The organism is Bordetella hinzii LMG 13501, assembly GCF_001548475.1.
GTDB lineage: Bacteria > Pseudomonadota > Gammaproteobacteria > Burkholderiales > Burkholderiaceae_B > Bordetella > Bordetella hinzii.
This window is the reverse complement of sequence record NZ_LRUJ01000009.1, coordinates 55338-75063: the sequence shown is the minus strand read 5'-3', so window position 1 is coordinate 75063 and position 19726 is coordinate 55338. Positions and strand designations below refer to the sequence as shown.

Sequence of the window (19726 nt, the reverse complement as noted above, 5' to 3'; positions counted from 1 at the left end):
GGCGCGGCCGGCCCTATCTGGCCGGGCCCGCTTGGTACCTGCCGTCGTACAGTTTGTCGCCCAGGGCCTGGGCGCCCTCGTCAAAGGCCACCCGGGCCTGCTGCGAGAAGGGCTGGCGCAAGGCCAGGAGGTCGCCGGTGCTGAAGGACTCATAGGCGGAAAGAATCTCCTTGCCGGCCGCGTAGAGCGCCTCATTGCGGCCGACGCAGGCCTTGAGCTGGCTGTCGCGCTCGGCCAGCGAGCGCGTGGCGGCCTGGCCTTCGGCGCGCGCCAGGGCCAGGAGCTCGTCATAGGCGGCGCGCTGCTTGCCGGCCTGCGCGTGGGCCGCGGCCAGGCGGGCCTCGGCCGAGGCCTGGCGTTCGGCCAACGCCCCTTGCGCGCGCCGGGTATCTTCCAGCAGCGCGCCCAGGCGCTGCACCTCTTTCTGCGCGGTGTCGCGTTGCGCCTCGGCGGCGGCGCGCGCCGCATTGGCCTGCGCCTGCTGGCTCTGCAATTGCTGCAATTGCTGCGTGGTGGTGCGCAGCTGGGCGCGCAGCCGCTCCTCCATGGACTGGGCCGAGGCCGGCGCGGCCAGCCCGGCGATCAAGACCAGCATGGCCGCGCGCATGGGATGGGACGTGATCTTCATGCTAGAACCTGGCGTTGAGCTCGAACTGCAACACGTCGATGGACAGCGGCGGCCCATAGACTTCCTTGGAACTGATCCAGCGCATCTGCGCGAAGACGTTCTTGTCGATGGCATAGCCCGCGCCGAGGTAATAGCCGCGGGCATTGGTGCCGCCGAGATGGAAAGTCGGATCGTTGTAGGCGTCCGGCATGGCGTCGGGCTGGATGTATTTGTAGCCCACGAAAGCCATCCAATCGCCCTTGTCGTTCAGGCCGAAGCCATTGCCCAGCGTGGCCTGCAGCATCCAGGCGTTGGGGCCGCTCTGGATGCCGGTGGCGCGCGGATTGGCCGGGTCGGTGCTGTCGTAGCCGACATTGGACGCGATATTGTTCAGGCCGCCGGCGCGATCCTCCATCTTGCCGCGCTTGTAGGCCAGGTTGCGCACATAATTGCCCGCCAGGCGCAGCCCCAGGCCATTGAAGACACGGGTGTCGTATTGCAGGTTCAGGTCGAGCAGGTTGAACTGGGACGCCAGGCCCAGGTACTGGTATTCGGATACGCCGGCGATGCCGCTGGGCACGATGTCGCGCAGCAAGAAGAGCGTGTTCCCCTTTTGCATGAAGGACGGCCGCGACCAGTCGGTGCTGCACACATCCGACTTGGAATAGACCACGCAGGGCGAAGAACGCTGGCCGGCGATATTGTCGAAGTGATAGTAGGCCAGGGCGCCGCGCAGGCGGTTGCTCTCGTCGATGCGCCAATCCGCGCCCACCTGGGCGCCCAACAGCCACTTGTTCTCGCTCTTGCCTTCGCCCTGGTAATAGGTGCCGCCGTTCTTGGCGTAGTCGAGCACGAACGCGCCCAGCGTGCCGAACAGCGTGACGGGCTTGCCCTCCAGCGGCTTTTTGAATACGGCGGACAGGCCATCGAAATTGAGGTCGCTGGAATACAGCAGGTCGGTGGACACGAAGGGGTTGGCGGCCCGGCCGGCCGTGGCCGTCATCCAGTCGGCGGCGCGCCAGCTCAGATAGGCCTGGTCCAGCCAGAGATTCTTCTTGCCCATGTCATTGCCCAGCGTGTCGGACGTGGAGACGGGGCTGTCGTCCGTGCCACTGGCCAGGCGGATACCGGCGATCCAGTCCTCGCTCAGTTGCGCCTTGATGCCCAGCCGGGCGCGGATGCGCCACAGGTTGCGGCGGTCTTCGCGGGTATTGAGATAGCGGCGGTCGCCGTCCTGGGGCTGGAAAGTGCCATCGGCGGCATAGGTCCCCATGAGGAAGGGGCCGCTGGCGTTCATGCGGGCCAGGTCCAGGATCTCATTGCTATTGCGGCTGTCATAGAAGCGCGATTCATTGCGCACGCGCATATCGCCGTCGATGGTGATGCGCGAGACCCAGTCCGGGAACGTATTCGGCTGGGCCCAGTTCTCGGCCTTGGCCTGGGCCACGACCTCCTGCTTGACCTCCTCGCGGATCTCCGCGCGCACCGAGGCGGGAATATAAGGAACGCGGACATCGCCGGCCTGGGCCTGGGAAGCGCCGGCCGTCGTCCGCGCCGCCTGGGCCTCGGCCTCGGCCTGCTTGAGCAGCGCATCGGCCTGGTCCGGCTTGAGCACGCCTTGCTGCACCAGCAGGCGGATGAGATTGACGGTGGCGTTGTCCGAAGGGGCCTGGGCGGCCGCCGGTCCCGCCGCGAGGGCCAGCGCCAGCGCCAGGGCCGTGCGCGTGTGTACGAACGTCATGGACTTCAACTCCAATAGGATGCAATGAGGGGAGATCACGATGGGCGCCGTCCGCTGAGCGAGGCGCGGATGGGCATGGGCAAGGTGGCGGGCGGACGCTCGTCGACCGCGGGCACGGCGCGCAATGCGGCCAGCACCTTGGCGTCGATCTCGGCGTCGCCGCTGGAACGCTCCACCTCGACCCGCGATACCTGCCCTTGCGGTGTCAGCCAGATGCGCACCTGCATGCGGAACGCCAGTTGGCGCGTGCTGTCGTTCTCGCGCAGGATCTTGCCCAACACATAGGACATGTATTGGCCATAGGTGGCATTGCCCCCGCGTCCGCCGCCGGAGCCCGACATGCCGCCGCCCTGCCCCGCGCCGATGTTGAACGCATCGCTGCCGGCCTGCGCCTGGCCATCGATCTGCATGGGATTGGCCACATCGTTGGCCGGCGTGGGCGGAGCCTCTTCGGCCGGCTTGGGCGGCTCGGCGGGCACGGGATCGGGCTCGACGAGCTTCTCTTCTTCCTTGGGCGGTTCGGGCTCGGGCGGCTTTTCCGGCTCGGGCGGCGGGGGCGGCGGTGGCGGCAAGGGGATGATGGCCGCCACCTTGGGCGCTTCGCGCCGCACCCCGGCCATGTCATGGGCCCATTGCCACAGGAAATAGCCCAGCAGCGCGGCCAGCGCCACGCCCGCTCCCCCGCGCAAGATGCGCTTGAGGCGGAGCCCGCGGCTCGGATCGGGAAACTTGGACGACATGATGGATACGCCTCGCTCAGCCGGCCTTGCCCGTCACCAGGCCCACCTGCGAGAGCTCCAGGCGGCGCAGCAGGTCCAGCACCTCGACGACCTTCTGGTACTGCACCACGGCGTCGCCGCGCACGATCACGGGGACATCGGGATTGAGCGCTTTCTCGGTGCGCAGCCGGTCTTCCAGTTCGGGCAGCGTCACGGGATAGGCGTCCAGGAAGACCTGGCCCGCCTCGTTGATCGAAATGGCCTTGGTCTTGGGCTGCGACAGCGAGACCGAGGAGCTGGCCTTGGGCAGATTCACCTTGATGCCGGCGATCTGCGCCGTGGCCGTCAGGATGAACATGACCAGCACCACCATGAGCACGTCGACCAGCGGCGTGATGTTGATGCCGTCCACGGCCGCGCCGTCGTCATCGTCCAGATTGGAAACGGATGCCATTGCGCCTGCCCCTTCAAGCCGTGGCCGCCACGGCGCGGACCGGCTGGGCCCGCTCCTGGTAATCGGCCTGTCCGTGCACTTCGGCCAATCGGGCGACAAACTCGTCGACGAACACGCGCATGTCGGCGTTGATTTCCTTGTTGCGGCCGACCAGGCGGTTGTAGCCAAACAGCGCGGGAATGGCGACGAACAGGCCGGCGGCCGTGGCCAGCAGCGCGGCCGCCATGCCGGGCGCGATGGCGTTGATATTGACGTCGCCCGCCATGGCCGTGCCCAGGAAGACCACCATGATGCCCAACACCGTGCCCAGCAGGCCGATGTAGGGACCGCCGGCGATGGCGTTGGACAGCGCGCCCAGGCGCGCGCCCAACAACTGCTGTTCCTTGGTGCGCGCGGCGTCCATGGACACGCGGATGGCTTCGATGGTGGCCGCCGAGACCGTGCGGGTGTCGGCGCCCTGCTCGCGGCGCACGCGCAGCTCGTTGACGGCCACGCAGTACAGGCGCCAGAGCGAGGCATCGCCCAGGCGCTGGCCGGCCTGCTCGTCCCCGGCCAGCATTTCCAGCTCCTTGCCCACGCGCGAGAAAGCCTCGCGAAAGCGGGCATTTCCCGCTTCGATGCGGCTGGCGCGGCGGCTCTTGCCTATCATGATGATCCAGGACTGCACCATCATCACAAAGAGCACGGCCAGCACGATCCAGGCGTCCAGCGGCACGGCATTGAGCAGATAGCCCAGGCCGCCGAAGCCGAAGCCCGACTGCTCCTCATCGGGGCCATAGGCGACCAGGCGCGATTCGGCGCCTTGCGCCGTGGCATCGGCCAGGATAAGCGCGGCCGGACGGGCGATCTTGGACAGACGCACCTCGTCGATGGCGCCGACAAAGGGCTGGAACAGCGGCGCGGGCGTCGCGGCTTCGGCGGCCGGCGTGTCGCCGGCGGCCTGGCCGGGCACGTCGCCGCCGAGGGCGCTGACCGTGGCCAGCGGCGGCAGGCTCACGGCCAGGCTGGCCGACGCACGGCCATTGACGTAGAGCACCACCTGGGAGCCGTCAGCCGTCAGGGCCAGATGCTGCCAGGCGCCCGGCGCCAGGGGCTGGCCCGGCGCGCTGCGCTGGCCATTGACGTCCACGAAGGGCACGCCGTTGGCCAGGCCCAGCAAAAGCGCATTGCCGGCGTCGCGGCGCGCGTAGATCAATTGATCGCCGGCGGGCTGGTCGGCGCGGATCCAGGCGCTGAAGGAGAAGGCGCCGGCGGCGGGCAAGGCGAGCGAAGGCGCAGCCGGCAGCATCAGGGGCGCGCCGCCGGCAAACTGCGCGGCGCGGCCGATCACGCCGTCGACCAGGCCGCCCAGCGGCGTCTGCGCGTGGTTGCTGTAGGCGGTGCTGTCGCGCGGCGGAGCCTCGGCCGCGCCATTGAAGTGGTAGACCAGGGTGTAGTTGGGATCGAAGCTCAATTGCCCATTGGCCGAGGACGGAGCCTTGGGATTGCCGTAGTACATCCAGAGGTCCTGGCGCTGGCCGGCGGCGACCTGCGGCACGTCCACCCAGATCAGGGCCATGCCCAGCAGCGGGTCAAAGCTCTCGATCTGGTGATTGAGCACCGTCTTGTCATCGGCGCTCACGAAGCGCAGGTCCGAGCCGTTCTCGGCCACCCCGTCGAAACTGAAGTTGCCCGTATGCAGGCGCACCAGCAGCGGCGTGCGGCCCGGGTTCTCATTGATGGCCGCGCCGGCCTGGGTCGTATCGACCGAGATCTGCTTGCGGTACTTCCAGTCGGCCTGCCACCACGCATGGGCGACGGCAGGAAGGGCGCTGACCAGCAGGGCCAGCAGCAAGGAGAAAAGGCGATGCATGGTGGAGTAGGTCCGGAATGAGGGTTAGAAACTGGCGCGCACGTTGAAATACAGGCGCGGGTCGTGTTTGCGGGTGTTCACGCCATCGACCAGGGGATAGCCCCAGTCCAGGCTGCCGGAGAGCCAGTCCAGCACCTGCAGGCGGGTGCCCAGGCCCACGCTGGCCAGGTCGAAGCGCGCGTCCTGTTCGGGCAGGGGCTCGCGCAGGCGCAGCCCGGCCCATTCGGCGAAGGCGTAGAAGCGCCATTCGTTGACCGCCGGGCCCAGCCAGCGGGCCAGCGAGGGCGTGCGCAACTCCAGCGAAGCGAGCAGGCCGTCGTCGGCCGAGCGCTCGGCGGCCAGGTAACCGCGTATGCTGGTCGCGCCGCTGGCGGAGAATTGTTCGTTGGAGACCAGGGCGCCCGAAGCCAGCTGGAAGGCCGCGCGGCCGAACAGCTGCCAGTCGCGCGGCAGGTTCTGCTGATGCGAGCCGTCGCCCTTGAGCACGGCGAAGCTGGGGCTGGCGCGATAGCGCTTGGCGTCGAACTGGTCGGCATTGCTGCCCAGGTCGAAGAAGCTGCGTGACGCGCCGGTCACGGTCAGGCCGAGCGAGCTCTGCGAATCGTCGGCATAGCGGTAGCCGCTGTAGCGCAGCGAAAGCGGCACATACTTGATCGGCACGGCGTCGCTGTCATTGCCGAACCGCAGCGCTTCGTCGAAATCCTTGTAGTCCAGGCCGAGGCTCAGGCTGTTGTGCCAGGCGCCCTGGCCGGGCAGCGTGTAGATGAGGCTGGCGCCCACCGCATAGCCCTTGCCCAGCACATTGGTGCCGCCGATGGTGGCCACATTGCTGTCGGAACGATAGCCCGCGACCTGCAAGGACCAGCGACCGCCCAGCGGCGCGCTGTAGGAGCCGGACCAGACTTTGGCGTTGTCCATCTCCTGCGGCGCCGTGAAGAAGGTCAGGGACACCGAATGGCCGCGCTGCCAGAGATTGTCGTAGCCCAGGGTGGCCGTGGCGCGCAGCTTGGTGGTATCGGCGCTGTAGTCGTTGTTCAGCCCCAGGCTGGCCGTCCAGGGGCTTCTGTCCTCGACCTTGAGATCCACATCCATGGTGCCCGGCACCCTGCCCTCGCGCACCAGCGGCATGACCTGCCGGCCCGGCGTCTCGTTGAGCGCGGCCAGCTCGGCCTGCGCCTGCGTGAAATCCGGCACCGCGCCTTCCTTCAGCGCGGGCACCTCATCGCGGATGGCCAGCGGCGAATAATGTTTGGCGCCCACCACGCGCACGCGCCCGACCTTGGTTTCCGATACCTGCAGCACGACCACGCCGCCCGTGACCTGCTGTTCGGGCAGGTCGACATAGACCGACTGGAAGCCGCGCTCGTGATAGACCGCCTGCAGGGCGTCGCGCGCGGCCTGGATGTCCTGCATGCCCCGGCCGGGGCCGAGATAGGGCGTGACCGCCTTCTCGATGGCCATGGCGTCGAGCACGGTATTGCCGCGCACGATGTACTCGTTGATATTGACCTTGCGGGCCTCGTGCTCTTGCGCCGCCGCGCCGCCAGCCAGGCCCAGCAATAGCAGCGCGCACAGCGCCAGGCGCGGCCGGGACTTGTCGAAATGCTGCATAGGAATGCGCTCAGTCCTCTGAGAATGCCCCGCGGGCGGGGCGTTGATGTCTGTCAGTTATCTGACGAAGCAGCGCTCGCCTTACCGTCCGATGTCACAAAAGATTCAAGAAAAAGCGGCGTGAACACGCGCCGGCCGCCCAAGGGCGGCGGCCTGCTCCCCGGTGCCGGGGGCAGGCCGCCGCGGCCCGGCCGCGCGCGAGCGCTATGGCAGCTGGACGCCTTGCGTGGCCGGCAGCGGCCCCGCGCCGATGACCTGGACAATGCCCTTGGGGTCATAGACGGAAGGACGGGCGCTGGCGGGCGCCTGGGGCAAGGGCATGGCCGGCGCGGCCGCGCCGCCTTCCCCAAAGCCCAGGATCTGCACGCTGAAGATCGAGGCCTGGTTCTGCTGGGCGGCTGCGCGGCCGCGCGCCACGGCCTCCTGGGCGGCGCTGGCCGCCGTGGCCGACGCGGCGCTGGCATTGGACAGCGCGCCCACGTTCACCGCCGCCATGACGGGGATGCCCTTGGCCTGGCCCTGCACCTGGATGTTGGCGGCATTGACCACATGCAGCGCGGCGATGTTGACGTTGCCCGAGACGCGAATGCCCGCTTCGCCCGCGTCGATGGTGCCCAGCGGCGCGATCAGGTCCACGTCGCCCGGCGGCACTTCGGCGATCGGCGCCAGCGTGGCGATACCCGCGCCGGAGGCAGGCGCGGACGGCGACAGCCGCACATTGCCCACATCGTCGTACTCGCGGCGCGGCGGGGTATAGACCAGGGTGGTCTTGGCCCCGCGGCCGGCGTTGATATCGCCTTCGGCCGACCAGGCCAGGATGCCGCCGCCGAACGTGGTCATGATGCGGCTCTGTCCCAGCAGCACGCTGCCCCGGGCATACAGATTGATGTCGCCCGCGCCCTGGGTGACCACGCCCGCCGACGCCGGCGGCGCCAGCCCCTCGATACCCAGCACCTGGCGTCCGACCGGCGTCAGGATGGAGATGGCGCCGCCGAATTGCGTGCGGATGCCCGAGCCGCCATACAGCGTCAGGTCGCCCTCGCCGCCAGGCCCGGTGACCCGGCCAATGACGCCGCGGCCGCGCACATAGCTGCCGGCGCGCGGGCCCTGGCTATCATTGAACTCCCGGCCGCTGGCGCGCAGCTCGGCAAAATAGACCTGGCGCAGAAAGCTGTCCTGCTCATGGCGCGGCAAGGCGTCGAACGCCGCCAGCGCGTCCGTGTCCCCGCCGGTGTAGCCATGGCGCTCGCCCAGCCAGCGCACCAGCTCCCCGGTATAGACATGGGCGACCTGCTCGGGCTGGCTGGCCAGCGGCCGCGCCGGATCGGCCAGGCGCGAGGCGTCCAGATAGGCCCGCAAGGCCTGGATATCCAGCGCCGCCGCCCCGGCCGTCACCGCCAGGTCCGCGCCCTGCCGCGCATCGCCCTGCACCAGGCCGCCCAGGCTGATGATGCTGGCCTGGTCGTCCATGCGCACATGGCGGCCGGCCTGCACGGCCAGCAGGCCGGGCCCGCCCACGCGCACATCGGTGTAGATCACGTCCCGGCCCGCCTCGACCGTCGAGTAATCCCGCGCGCCCTGGTGCACGGCCAGCGCCTGCAGGCCGTAGATATCGCGGCCGGCGCGCGCGATCACGGGTGAGCCCGCCTCGTACCAGGTCTGGATGGTCCGCGTGTGGCCCGTCACGGCCGAGCTCGCCATACTGCGCGCCGTGCCGGCGTTCACGCTGATGATGTCGCCCTGCGCGGCGTACAGGCGCAGGGGCGCGCGCTCGCCGTCGTTCAGGCCGGTGGGCGTATTGGGACCGAAGGTGAAATAGGTCTTGGCCGCGCCGACCGAATTGGTCAGCGCCTCGCGGGAATAGTTATCCCAGCTGCTCGCGCCATCGGAGGCCACGAAGCCCGGACGGAAAGGCGTGGCGGCCACGCCCGGGCTGGCGCCGGACAGGGCCACGCCGTGCGAGCCGGGCCCGCCGAGCAGGGAATATTGCGCCAGCAGCTCCAGTTGCCCGGTGGGCGACGGCGCGAGCATCAATACCCGGGACTGGGGCGACTCCTGCAGCAGGCGGGCAAGAACGATGTTGCCGCCGGCGGCGACCGCCCGCAGGGTCCCGGGATACATGCTATAGAGCCCCATATCCAGGCTGCCGCCGAAGTGCGTGCCTTCCTGGGCCAGGTTGTTGCCCAGCTCGTAGGTCGTGCCGGCCTGCATGGGCACCAGCGACCCGCCGGCGGAAAACAGATTGATCGCCGAGTTGGCCGTCCACAGCGAGAACCAGCCTTCGCCATTGGTCGCCAGCAGCTCGCCATTGGGCGCGAAGACGTTGGAGGTCTGCTCGCTGCGCACACGGCCCGGGTCCCCCGCGCCGCCCAGCACCAGGTCGCCTCGGCTGTCTATCCAGGCCGTCGAGTCGCCCAGCATCAGCACCGGTCCGCCCATGGCCGTGCCGCCGGTCACGGTATAGGCGTCGGGCAGCGTCAGCATCGCGGCCGGCGAACGGTTGCTCGTCACGCCGCCCACCTGGCCGGCCCGCAGATGCAGCGCGCCGCGCAGGTTCACCAGCACGCCGTTCAGATCCAGGTTGTCCCAGCTCGCCCGGCCCGAGGTCTCCGGCTGTTGGCGCTGCTGCGTCGCCGTCAAGCCCGGATTGAACCCGTCGGCGGCCCGGATGGACAGATCGCCGCCGCCGGTCAGATACAGCTGGCCATCGGCCACGCGGCCGGTCGCCGCCACGGCGGCCACGATGCCCTGGGAGCGGGCCGCCGCGCCATTGAGGAAGGACAGCGAATCGCCGCGCGGCTCGATCACGCCCGCATGGCGGCCGGCCGACAGCGTCACATTGCCGCCGCCCAGCGTGCCATAGCCGGTGAAGCCGATCAGGCGCGGCTGCTCGCCCGGTGTGGTGCTGCTGCTGGTGTAGGTCCCGAAGTTGATCCACCAGCTCGCGGCGATGGGATCGATGCCCGCCGTATCGCCGCTGCCCTGGCGCCAGAGCCATTGGCTGACCGCCGCGCTCGCATGGCGCGAGGCATCCTGACCCGGATAGGCCACGCCGTTCTGCGCCCGCGAACCCATCGAGTCGCCATAGAGGTCACGGCCCGCGTCCACGCGCAGATTGCCGCCGGCCTCCGGATACCAGGCCCGATAGACCGACAGCGCGTCGTCATAACGGTGATCGCCCTGGATGATGCCAAGCACCCCGTCGGGGCCGGCGCCGCGCGCCTGCTCGAAGGGCGCATTGTCCACGCCGCTCAGGCGCGAGGGCGTGCCCGCCGTATAGACGCCATAGAGGGAATGCATGCCGACGTCGCGTCCGGCCAGCAGCGATAGATCGCCGGTGCCGGTGCGCAGCACGCTGAACAGCGGCGTGGAATTGTCCTGGTAGCGATAGCTCTCGGTCACGATGGTCTCGGTGGTGCCGCCGCCGGCGCAGAGCCCGGCCACGGCGCAGAGTTCGTCCACCGACAGGCCATACTGCTCGCTCAGCTCCGTGGCCGGACGCCCGGTCCAGCTCTCGTCGCCCCACCAATAGATCGACCCTTCCTTGGTCAGCGTGCGCGGCGCGGTCTCGCACAGGCTGACCGCGCTGCATAACTCTTCGACCGAGATGCCGTACAGCTCGCCCAGCTCCTTGGCCGGCCGTCCCGCCCAGCTTTCATCGCCCCACCAGTAGATCGACCCCTCGCGGGTGAAGAGCATCTCGCCGGTGAAGACGGTCTGTGTGGTGCGCGTGCCGATGCTGAGCAAGCCCAGGTGGGCGTCGGCCAGGAGCAGGTCGCCGCGCCGCTCGGTGTTGCGCGCCTGCACATCGGCCGACTCCGTCTGCGCGCCGGCCACCGCCGTCAGGGTCCAGGCGCTGGCGCCCTCGGCCAGCATGGGCGCCAGCGCCCAGTTGCGGCCCTGCGTGCCGTCGGCGCGCACCGGACGCAGGTCCACCGGCTGATGACCGGCCAGCACCACATGGGTGAGCGAGGGGATGAGCGCGCCGCGCTTGAGCGTCACCGCTTCGGCGAGCGTCATCTCCGCGGGCAGGGCGACGCCCTTGGGCCATGTCATGGCTTGCGCCCGCAGATCCGCGCGCACGCGGGTGCCGGCGCCCAGCCGGGTGCCCGCGCCCAGCGATAGCGATTCCGACAACACGGTGCCGGCGCGCAGGACCGTGCCGTCGGTCAGCGTGATGTCGCCAGTGAGCACCAGGCCGGCCGGCAGCGTATGCGGCGCGGCCAGCGTCACCGCGACCGGCAGCTCCGTGCCGGCCGGCAGCGTCACCGCGCCCACCATGATGTCGTAGTTCAGCTTGGCGCCGGCGGGGAAGCGGCTGCCGGCCTCCAGCGTCACGCCCTCGACGGGCACCACGATATCGCCGCCGAAAGGCAGCATGCCGGTGCTCGGGTTATAGCGCCCCTCCGTCAGCACCCAGCCCCGGTCATCAGGGCTGTCCGGCGGCGGCGCGAAGCCATCGTTGATGCTGCCGTAGATGCTCAGGTTGCCGCCGGCGCGCAGCCACAGCACGCCCGGCTCGCCAAAGCCGCGCAGGGCCGGCACATCGCGATTGGCCTGCGGCCCATAGCGGTAGCCCGACAGGTCGAGGTCTTCGCTGACGACCAGATTGCCATCGGGGGTGGCGCTGACGATCTCCACGCCGGGACGCAGGCGCGCGCCGCCCAAGGCCTGCAAGCGCGCCTGCACGGCCGGATTGGCCAGCGCCTTGTCCATGAAGGCCGAGCTTTGCACGTCGATGTCGTCGAGGTATTTCTGGGTGATGAGCTGCGGCCGCTTGTTGTCGGTATCGGGCACCGTGGCCAGCGGCGCATCGTCATAGCGGCGGAAGGCGTTGACCGCCACCAGGCGGGCGCCGTCGATGGCCGGCGCGCCCTGCACCCGCAGCGCGATATCGCCGGCGCCGTCGCCCGAGCCCGGCAAGGCGCCCTGCCCGTCGCCGCCGCCCAGGCGGCGCACATTGAGATCCACCGTGCCGCGCGCGCGGCCGTCATGCCGCGCGCCCTCTTCGGTCCCCGCGCGCAGATCCATGCGGCTGGCCGGCCCCAGCTCCAGGTTGCCCTGGCGCGCGGTCAGTTCGATGACGGCGCGGTTGGGGCTGTCGATGACTTGGCCATAGCTGTCGCGCCGCAGCAGCGCGCCGTGGGCATCCAGCGTGCCATGGATCACCAGATCGCGCTGCGCGGCCAGGCGGATGCTGCCGACCTGGGCGCCGCTGGCGTCGATGCGGCCGTTGACGATGATGCTGCCGCCATCGGCTACCAGCTCGACCTGGCGCGCGCGCACTTCGTCGCCCACCACGATGTCGCCCTGCTGGATATGAAAGCGCCTGGCGCCCGTCACGCCTCCCGCGTTCAGCCGCTGGTTCAGGCCGCTGAAGTCGGCCACCGTCTGCGCCCGCAGCGACAGCTGCGCCGCGTCGTAAGGCACGACAGTCCCGCCCGCGTCATAGACGCCCGTCGCGCCGCCCAGGATGCTGCCGGCGAGGTTGACGGCGCCTGCCTGTTCGCCGATTGCGGTGACCTTCAGCGTGCCGGCGCGGTTGTGCCGTGCCGACAGGTCCAGCACGGCATCCCGCGCCATGTCGACATCGCCCTTGCGGCTCTGCATCTCGACATCGCCGCCCCAGCTGTAGCGAGTCTGGTCGAGCAAGGAGACGGCCCGGCCGGCCATATCGATGCGCGCCCCGCTATCGAGCACGATGGCGTTCTCGGCATCGAGCACCAGGCGGCCCGAAGGCAGCGCCACCGCGGTATCGATGCGCAGCTGGCGCGCCGCCAGCGTGAGGCTGGCGCCCAGCGTCGAGGCCCGGGCCGTGCCGGCGGCGCTGCCCGCCAGGGTCAGGTCGCCGCCGGCGCGCACGGCGAGCGATGCGCCCTCGCCGCCATGCACCAAGGGCGCCCGCAGCAGCAGATCACCGCCACGGTAGCGCCAGCCCTCGCCGGTCACATAGCCTTCCTGCGCCTCGTAGACCGACAAACCGCCCTTGCCGCCGAAGAAGATGTCTTGCTCCGCGGCCAGGCGCAGCTGTCCGAAGCCCAGGGCCAGGCGCTGCGCCGACACCAGGCCGGGGGTCATCGCGCCAGGCAAGGTATCCAGATGGATGCGGTCGGCGGCGATTTCCAAGACGCCCTTCCCGAGGCGGTCCAGGACCGCGCCGCCCGGCGCCTGCGGTGTGCCGTTGCCCAGGTCGGGGGCGTTGGAGGCGCCGCGCGCGCCCGCCCACACGAACTCGCCCGTGGCGATGCGCGCCACGTCGCCGGCCGCGCCATAGCCGTAGATGGCCGGCGTGCCGAGCACCAGCCGCTGCAGCGCGCCGCCGTTGGCGCGCGTATCGAGTTCGGCGGCGCCGTATATGTTCACCGATTCGCGCGCGCTGAGCACGAGGCTTTCCAGCGCGGGCGCGCCCGCCACGCCCGAGCGGTCCGCACCGCGCAGCAGGCTGTCCAGCAGATCCTGGTTCAAGGTCATGCCCGGCGGCAAATGCCCCTGGGCGCGCGCCTGCGCCAAGGCCTCGTTGCTGCCCAGATTGATGGCCGACACACTCATCACCAGGTTGCGGGTGCCGTAGGACGCCCCGTCGGCGAGCGTGAACGCGCCATCGGTATGGACCGCCAGCGAGCCCTCGGAATAGAGCCTGGTTTGGCCCGAGCAGACGGCGGACAGGCAGGCGCCGATGTCGATGGCCGTCCTGCCCAGCGAATAAGAGGAGGTGATGTCGACCAGGCTGTTGGACAGCACCAGCATGCCGCTGCCGGAGTCATAGAAGCGCCCCTGGCGGGCGTCCAGCGGCGCGGCGCCCCGGCCCAGGGTATTGAGGATGGCGCCTTGCTCGATGGTGATGCGCCCCGTCGGGCCGGCCGCCAGAATGATGTCGGGCGCGGCCAGCGTCACGCCATCCCGCAGCAGCACATGGCTGGCTTCGCCTTGCATGCCCATGGCGCCGCTCTTGGGACTCGTCGTGCGCCATCCGCCCAGGATGAGCGAGCTGGGGGAGAAGCGGGCGATCTCGTCGGCCCGCAGCGCGACATCCTCGGCGCCCAGCACGGAAGACTGGCCCGGATTCAAGATCTCCAGGCCCGCCCGGTAAGGCAAGAGCGTCAGGCCGCCGCGTATGCCCTGGCCCGCGGCATCGAAACGCGCCTCGCCGCGCATGGTCAGCGCCGACTGGCCGTCCTTGCCCGCCCCGGCCTGGAAGGAGAAACGCAACATGCCGGCATCCTGCGTGGTCATGCCGCGCGGCGCATTCAGGCGCGCCGCGCTGGCCAGCACGAAGGCGTTGTACGACATATCGTTGTACTGCGAGTGCTTGCGCACGGCCGCGCCCGGGGTGAGGATCAGCGCCGTGGGCATCGCCTCGCGCGTGCCCAGCAGGCCATTCTCCATCCGGCCGCTGGCCAGCCAGGAACCGTTGCGGGTGGCCACCGCCCCCTGCGTGGCCTGCATGCCCTGCGCGCCGACCTCGACCCGGAAGCCGCCCGGCATGAGCGCGTAGTTCGCGGGCAGCAAGGTATAGGTGCCTGCCGGCAGGCCGGGCACGCCCGCGCCTACCGTGACCTGGCGCCCGAGCTCGGGCATGCCCGCGCCTGTTTCTCCGCCCGTCGGCGCATAGGCGCCGGCATAGCCCGGCACGATGGCATAGACCGCGTTGCCGCCGCGGCTATAGGCATAGCCGGGATTGGCGTCGGCCAGGGCATGGCGCAGGATGTCGACCGACCCTCCCCGGCCGCTGATGAAGCCCGCGCCCAGCAGGTTGCCGCCGCCGGACACATCCAGCACCGCGCCGGGCTGGATATTGACGGACTTCACATTCTCGAACTTCACCGCGTGCTCGCCGCCGCCCGAGAAATCCGTGCCTCCCACGCCGGAGAGCGAGACATCCCTGCCCTGCTGCTTGTAGTTGATGCCATCGACCGTGCCGCCATACATCATCTCCAGGCCCGCGCCGCTGACCGACAGCAGGCTGCCCGGCAGCAGATCCACATTCACGCCCCTGACCGTCGAGCCGTTCAGGACGATGCGGCCCCAGGGCGCTCGCACCGTGCCGCCGACCTCGATACGCGATCCGGCCAGCTCGATCTGGCCGAAGGCCGAATAGGGCGCCGCGCCCGGGTCGCCCTTGGACACGATGCGCAGCAGACCGTCGGGGTTGTCGATCGTGCCGCCATAGGTCTGGTAGAAACCGGCGGCCAGGCGGCCCGCGCCGTGCGTCTCCGGATAGATCTGCCGCGCGGCGACCGTCAGCCTCAAGGGCGCCGTCACTTCGGTCGGCGCGGAGCTCGCCCTGACGGTATCGGCCAGCAGACGCACATCGCCATCGCTGTCGAGCAGCACGTCCTCGAAGGCGCCCAGGTCCACCAGGCCGCGCAGGTCGATCAGACGGCCGGCGCGCACCGCGAGCTGGTGGCCCAGGCCCGCATAGTCGGCCGGCACCACATCGCCGCGGACGGGATAGACCAGGCTATCGCCGCCCTGCAACAGCGGGTAGGCGGCGCCCTGCAGGCGGACATAGGGCGCGCGCAGCGTCACCATGCTGCCGGCCGGCGCATCCGGCGCCATGCGCAGGCTGCCGGCCAGGCGCAGGCTTTGCGGCAGCGCCAGCGTCAGCGACTCCTGGGCCTGCATATCGGCCAGCACCGACAGGCTGCCGAAGCCGCCGGCCGCGACCGTGTCGGCGCCCAGCCGGGCGTAGCCATAGCGCAAGGCGGGATCGGCCTGCCCCGGCCGCAGGCCGGCGCCCAGGACGCTGGCGCCTTGTTCGCGGGCCAGCGTCAGCCAGCGGGCGGCCAGCACCTCCGGCTGCGCGGCGCCGCGCAGATAGAAAGCGCCGCCCAGGCTCAGGCCCAGGGTGCCGCCGCCGGCGCCTTCGCCGCCCGAGGCGGCGCGCAGGTCGCCGTCCAGGTAAAGACTATTGGCCGAGGCGAGCACGATGGTGCCGCCAGCCGAGGCCACCGTGGCCGCCCCGGCCGGCATATCCAGCGTCACCTGGGTGCCCGAGGCCTGCAGCAGCGAACCCGGCCGCAAGATGATGTGGCGGTCGCTCACCCGCGTGGCATAGGCGGCCTCCTCCCAGCCCATCTGGCCGCCGATCTCGATGTTGCCGCCGGCGCGCACCACGCCATAACGCCGCCCCTGCAGGTCCCGGGCCGTGTAGCCGATGCCGGAGACGTCCAGCACGCCATGTTCGCCCACCCAGATCGAACGCGGCGTCGCGCTGGGGGCATAGACCTGGTCGGGCACGCGCAGGTCCTGGATGCGGATGGCGCCCACCTGCGCGCGCAAGGTGCCCAGCACCGTCATCTGGCCGCCGCCCGCCACCGTGATCGACTGGCCCGGATCCACGCTCACCACCGCGCCTTCGTCCACCAGGATGTCGCCGCCCGCCGTGGCGCGCTCCGAGCGCAGCGCCAGGCTGGCGCCGGCGCGCTGCGTCAGCCTGGCGCGCCGCGCGTCTTCCACGAAAAGCGGCGCCAGCCAGGGCGCGAGCGCCGTCCCGGCGGGCGCGCCGCTGGCCGGCGCCTCGGAAATCGGCCGCGACAGCGTCAACCGCGGCCTGAGCACTTCCAGGCGCGCGCCCGCGGCGACCTCCAGCCCGCCATGGCCGTTGAGGTCGTACTTGGCAAAGCCGGTCTGCAAGACAGCGGACGCCAGCGCCACTTCCTCGGCGCCGGCGGCCGCGCGGCCCAGCACCAGCCGCCCGCCCGTCTCCACCTTGAGCGTGCCGCCGCCATCCACGCCATAGCCGCGCAGCGTGCCGTCCATGCGCAGCCGGCCATCGCTGTTGCCCACCGGCGAATAGGTATCGGCCGCCAATGTCACGCTTCCGCCGGTCCCGCCCGCGAGCGTGCCGTCGACGCCCAGCAGGCCGCCCGAGGACACATCGATGACGCTGCCCGCCCCGACATTCACATCGCCCGAGCCGACGAGAAAAATACTGCCGCCATCGCGCCACGGCGCCAGCCCGGCCGGATCGTCCAGCAGGTTGCTCCAGGCGCCGCTGGCGTCCAGGCGCTTGCCGTCGGCGATCACCACGGCCGGACGGCCGCTGGCGGCCAGCGCCGTATCCTGCAGACGTCCGCCCAAAGGCTGGTTCAGCACATTGCCCAGCCGCATGAGGCCGCCATGGCTGACCACATCGGCGTTGATGGCCACCTGCGGGGCGTACAGCGTGAACTCGCCGCCATCGGCCAGGCGCAGGGCCGAGTCCACGCTGATCTGCCCGGCAGCGGCGATGCGCAGCGCGCCCAGTTGAGCGTCGTTGAGCCTGCCCGCGTCCAGCAGAATGGCGCCCTGGCGCTCGGGCGGCAGCGGCGCGGCGAGATCCGGCACCCCGGCCGGGCCATGATCGCCTACCGATACCTGGCCGGCGCCCGGGCCAAGGGCGTAGCGCAGGCCGCCGGTGGCGGTGTCGAACCAGGCCTGGTAGGTGCCCACCACGAGTTCGGCGCGGCGCGCCTGCGCGCGATGGGATTGCCGCAGGCCATCCAGGCTGCGCGCGGGGGCCTGGGTCTGCATCGGCCCTTGATAGACGTCGCTGACCAGGTCGCCGTCCAGTACCGCGCGGCCGGTGGACACCACCACGGTGCCGGCGTCGCGGCCCACGGTATAGCCAGCCGCGTGGCGCGTGACCGGCGCCAGCAGGGGGTTGTAGTAATACGTCGTCGCGCCCCAGCGCGCCGAGGCCAGTTCATAGCCTTTGTACACGCCCCGGTAGAGCAGATCGGCCGGCGCCTGGTCGGCGGTATAGAGACGGCCGTCGGCGCCGCGCAGCCAGGTCTGGCGCAGCTCGCCGGGCTGCACGTCCAGCGTGCCGCCGGACAGGTTGATCGAAGATCCCTGCTGGGTCACCACCTCCGCGCCCTGAAAGCGCACGACGCCGCCCTGGGCCAGCCAGACACTGGCCGGCAGCGCGCGCGTGGCGAGATAGCCGCCCACCTCGAAGAGCCCGCCGCCCGAATACCAGCGCTCGCTCTCATAGCCGCCCGTGCCGGCCGCCACGCGCAGCAGTTCGCGCACATCGAGCCAGACATCGCTGTTGTTCAGCGTGGCGTCATCGCGCGCGCCCGGGGCGTCGCGCTGTTCATTGCCCTGGATATTGACCTTCAGGTTGTTGACCGACATATCGACCGCCACGCCGATGGCGCCGCTGACATCGATCTGGGCCTCGCGCTCGACCAGGGTGCGCGTGCCCGCCGTGGACACCACCTGCCCGCCCGTGGCCAGCGTGAGCGAGCCCGGCGCGAAGCGCACCGAGCCGGCGCTGTCGATCTCGATGAGCGACAGATCGCGGCGGTAGTCATCGGCCCGCTGCACGGCCTCATTGGAGCCTATCGAGGGCTTGAGCAAAGCGTCGCGCTGGCCGTCGAGCGCGGCCGACTTGCTGGCGTCGACCAGCACGGCGGTCACCGCGCCTTCGCCCAGGGTGATCTCGGCGCCCGCGCCGCGCGCGGTCAAGTGCACCGTGCCGCGCGCGTCGACCGAGGTGGTGGCCGCCACCACGCCGGCCTGCTCCACCTTGTGGCCGGCCAGGGTGACATCGCCCAGGGGCGCCTGGACCAGGCCGGTATTGCGCACCTGTCCCGCGCCGCCCGGTTCGACCACATTGCCGCGCGTGGTCGACGCCTGGTTGCCCACCGTGCCCTGGCCCCGGCGGATCACGAAATTGTCGCCCGCCGCCAGCACGGCCTGTCCCTGCGGCGCATGGATGCTGCCCGCGTTGTCCACCGATTTGCCCGCCAGCAGCACATAGCCCCCGCCGCTGGTCGAACTGTCGGGCTTGCGCGTCCGCAGGCTGGCGCCCGCCGCCACGATCACATCGCCCCGCGCGTCGAGCAGCGCCGGCGCATTGTCATTGCTATAGATGCCGCGCTCGCGGAACTGCGCGTCGCTCAGCGTGGCGGCCGCCGCCACCAGGTTGCGCGTATTGACCTGGCTGCCGGCGTGGAACACCACGCCGTTCTGATTGAGCACCATCACCGTGCCCGCGCCTTCGATGGCGCCCTGGATCTGGCTGGGCCGGGCATCGGCGCCCACCACGCGGTTAAGCACCGCGTCGGTCGGCCGTTGCTGGAAATCGACGGTGGTGTTGCGCCCGACGTCAAAGCGGTCCCAATGGAGGATGGCGCGCTCGGCGGTCTGCTGGACCCGCACCTGGGTGCGGCCGCCGGCCTGGGTTTGCACGGGCGCCAGCGCCCCTTCCCAGTGCGCGCCCTCGCCCTGCGCCACCTCCAGTCCCCCCGGGGCCAGGCCGTCCGGCACGCCGCCGCGGGCCGCCGCCGCCGCGGCCGCCTGCGCGGCCTGGGCCGCGGCGATGGCGTTGACCGAGCGGTTCAGATTGCCGATGGAGCGCGACAATTGCTGGCGCGCCTGGGCCTGCTGCAGGGCCGTGGGAGGCACCGCCACGCCCGGCTGGGGCGCGCGCGGGCCCTTGGCCGCGCCGGCAAACCAGGCGCCATCGGCCCGCTGGGCCTGGGCCGGCAACGTCCACAACAAGGCGGCGACCGCCGCCGCGGCGGGCGTCAGGCCCCACCAGGACCGCGGACGGCGGGTCTTGCGGCGGGACATACCGAACAGGGGCGAGGCAGCGGGGGCGATATGGCGCAGCGGGGCGGAGCGAGGCATGGTGTTCCTTCAGCAAGAATGGGGACATGACCCGGCCTGCGGGTTCTGTCGCGTACTGCTGACCTAGACGCCCGCGCGGCCCCGAGCCCTTGAGGGTTCACGAAAGATTCATATTCCCCGG

The 19726-nt window shown here is 70.6% G+C and carries 7 protein-coding genes; all 7 read right to left on the bottom strand.

Annotation, left to right across the window (positions count from 1 at the left end; genetic code table 11):
* Positions 1–13: 13 nt before the first annotated feature.
* Positions 14–628, bottom strand: a complete 615-nt coding sequence (locus tag AXA74_RS08290; protein ID WP_029580310.1) for a hypothetical protein — start codon at positions 626–628, stop codon at positions 14–16.
* 1 nt (position 629) lies between these two features.
* The gene (locus AXA74_RS08285) at positions 630–2348 is read right to left on the bottom strand and encodes a putative porin (RefSeq protein WP_032979379.1); all 1719 of its coding nucleotides are present in this window, start codon (positions 2346–2348) and stop codon (positions 630–632) included.
* 35 nt (positions 2349–2383) lie between these two features.
* Positions 2384–3088 (bottom strand): energy transducer TonB family protein, encoded by a 705-nt coding sequence (locus AXA74_RS08280; protein ID WP_029577344.1) that lies wholly within the window; start codon positions 3086–3088, stop codon positions 2384–2386.
* Positions 3089–3104: 16 nt separating this feature from the next.
* Positions 3105–3521, bottom strand: a complete 417-nt coding sequence (locus AXA74_RS08275; RefSeq protein ID WP_029577345.1) for an ExbD/TolR family protein — start codon at positions 3519–3521, stop codon at positions 3105–3107.
* 13 nt (positions 3522–3534) lie between these two features.
* Positions 3535–5373 (bottom strand): DUF2341 domain-containing protein, encoded by a 1839-nt coding sequence (locus tag AXA74_RS08270; RefSeq protein WP_032979380.1) that lies wholly within the window; start codon positions 5371–5373, stop codon positions 3535–3537.
* 24 nt (positions 5374–5397) lie between these two features.
* Positions 5398–6984 (bottom strand): ShlB/FhaC/HecB family hemolysin secretion/activation protein, encoded by a 1587-nt coding sequence (locus AXA74_RS08265; protein ID WP_060833150.1) that lies wholly within the window; start codon positions 6982–6984, stop codon positions 5398–5400.
* A 204-nt stretch (positions 6985–7188) separates the two neighbouring features.
* Positions 7189–19605, bottom strand: coding sequence for a filamentous haemagglutinin family protein (locus tag AXA74_RS08260; protein WP_060833149.1), 12417 nt, complete (start codon positions 19603–19605; stop codon positions 7189–7191).
* Between the last annotated feature and the right edge of the window lie 121 nt (positions 19606–19726).

Bases quoted from the DNA above. Each gene is read 5' to 3' on its own strand.
- AXA74_RS08270 (WP_032979380.1), bottom strand. From the start codon at position 5,373: ATGCATCGCCTTTTCTCCTTGCTGCTGGCCCTGCTGGTCAGCGCCCTT.
- AXA74_RS08280 (WP_029577344.1), bottom strand. From the start codon at position 3,088: ATGTCGTCCAAGTTTCCCGATCCGAGCCGCGGGCTCCGCCTCAAGCGC.
- AXA74_RS08285 (WP_032979379.1), bottom strand. From the start codon at position 2,348: ATGACGTTCGTACACACGCGCACGGCCCTGGCGCTGGCGCTGGCCCTC.
- AXA74_RS08260 (WP_060833149.1), bottom strand. From the start codon at position 19,605: ATGCCTCGCTCCGCCCCGCTGCGCCATATCGCCCCCGCTGCCTCGCCC.
- AXA74_RS08265 (WP_060833150.1), bottom strand. From the start codon at position 6,984: ATGCAGCATTTCGACAAGTCCCGGCCGCGCCTGGCGCTGTGCGCGCTG.
- AXA74_RS08290 (WP_029580310.1), bottom strand. From the start codon at position 628: ATGAAGATCACGTCCCATCCCATGCGCGCGGCCATGCTGGTCTTGATC.
- AXA74_RS08275 (WP_029577345.1), bottom strand. From the start codon at position 3,521: ATGGCATCCGTTTCCAATCTGGACGATGACGACGGCGCGGCCGTGGAC.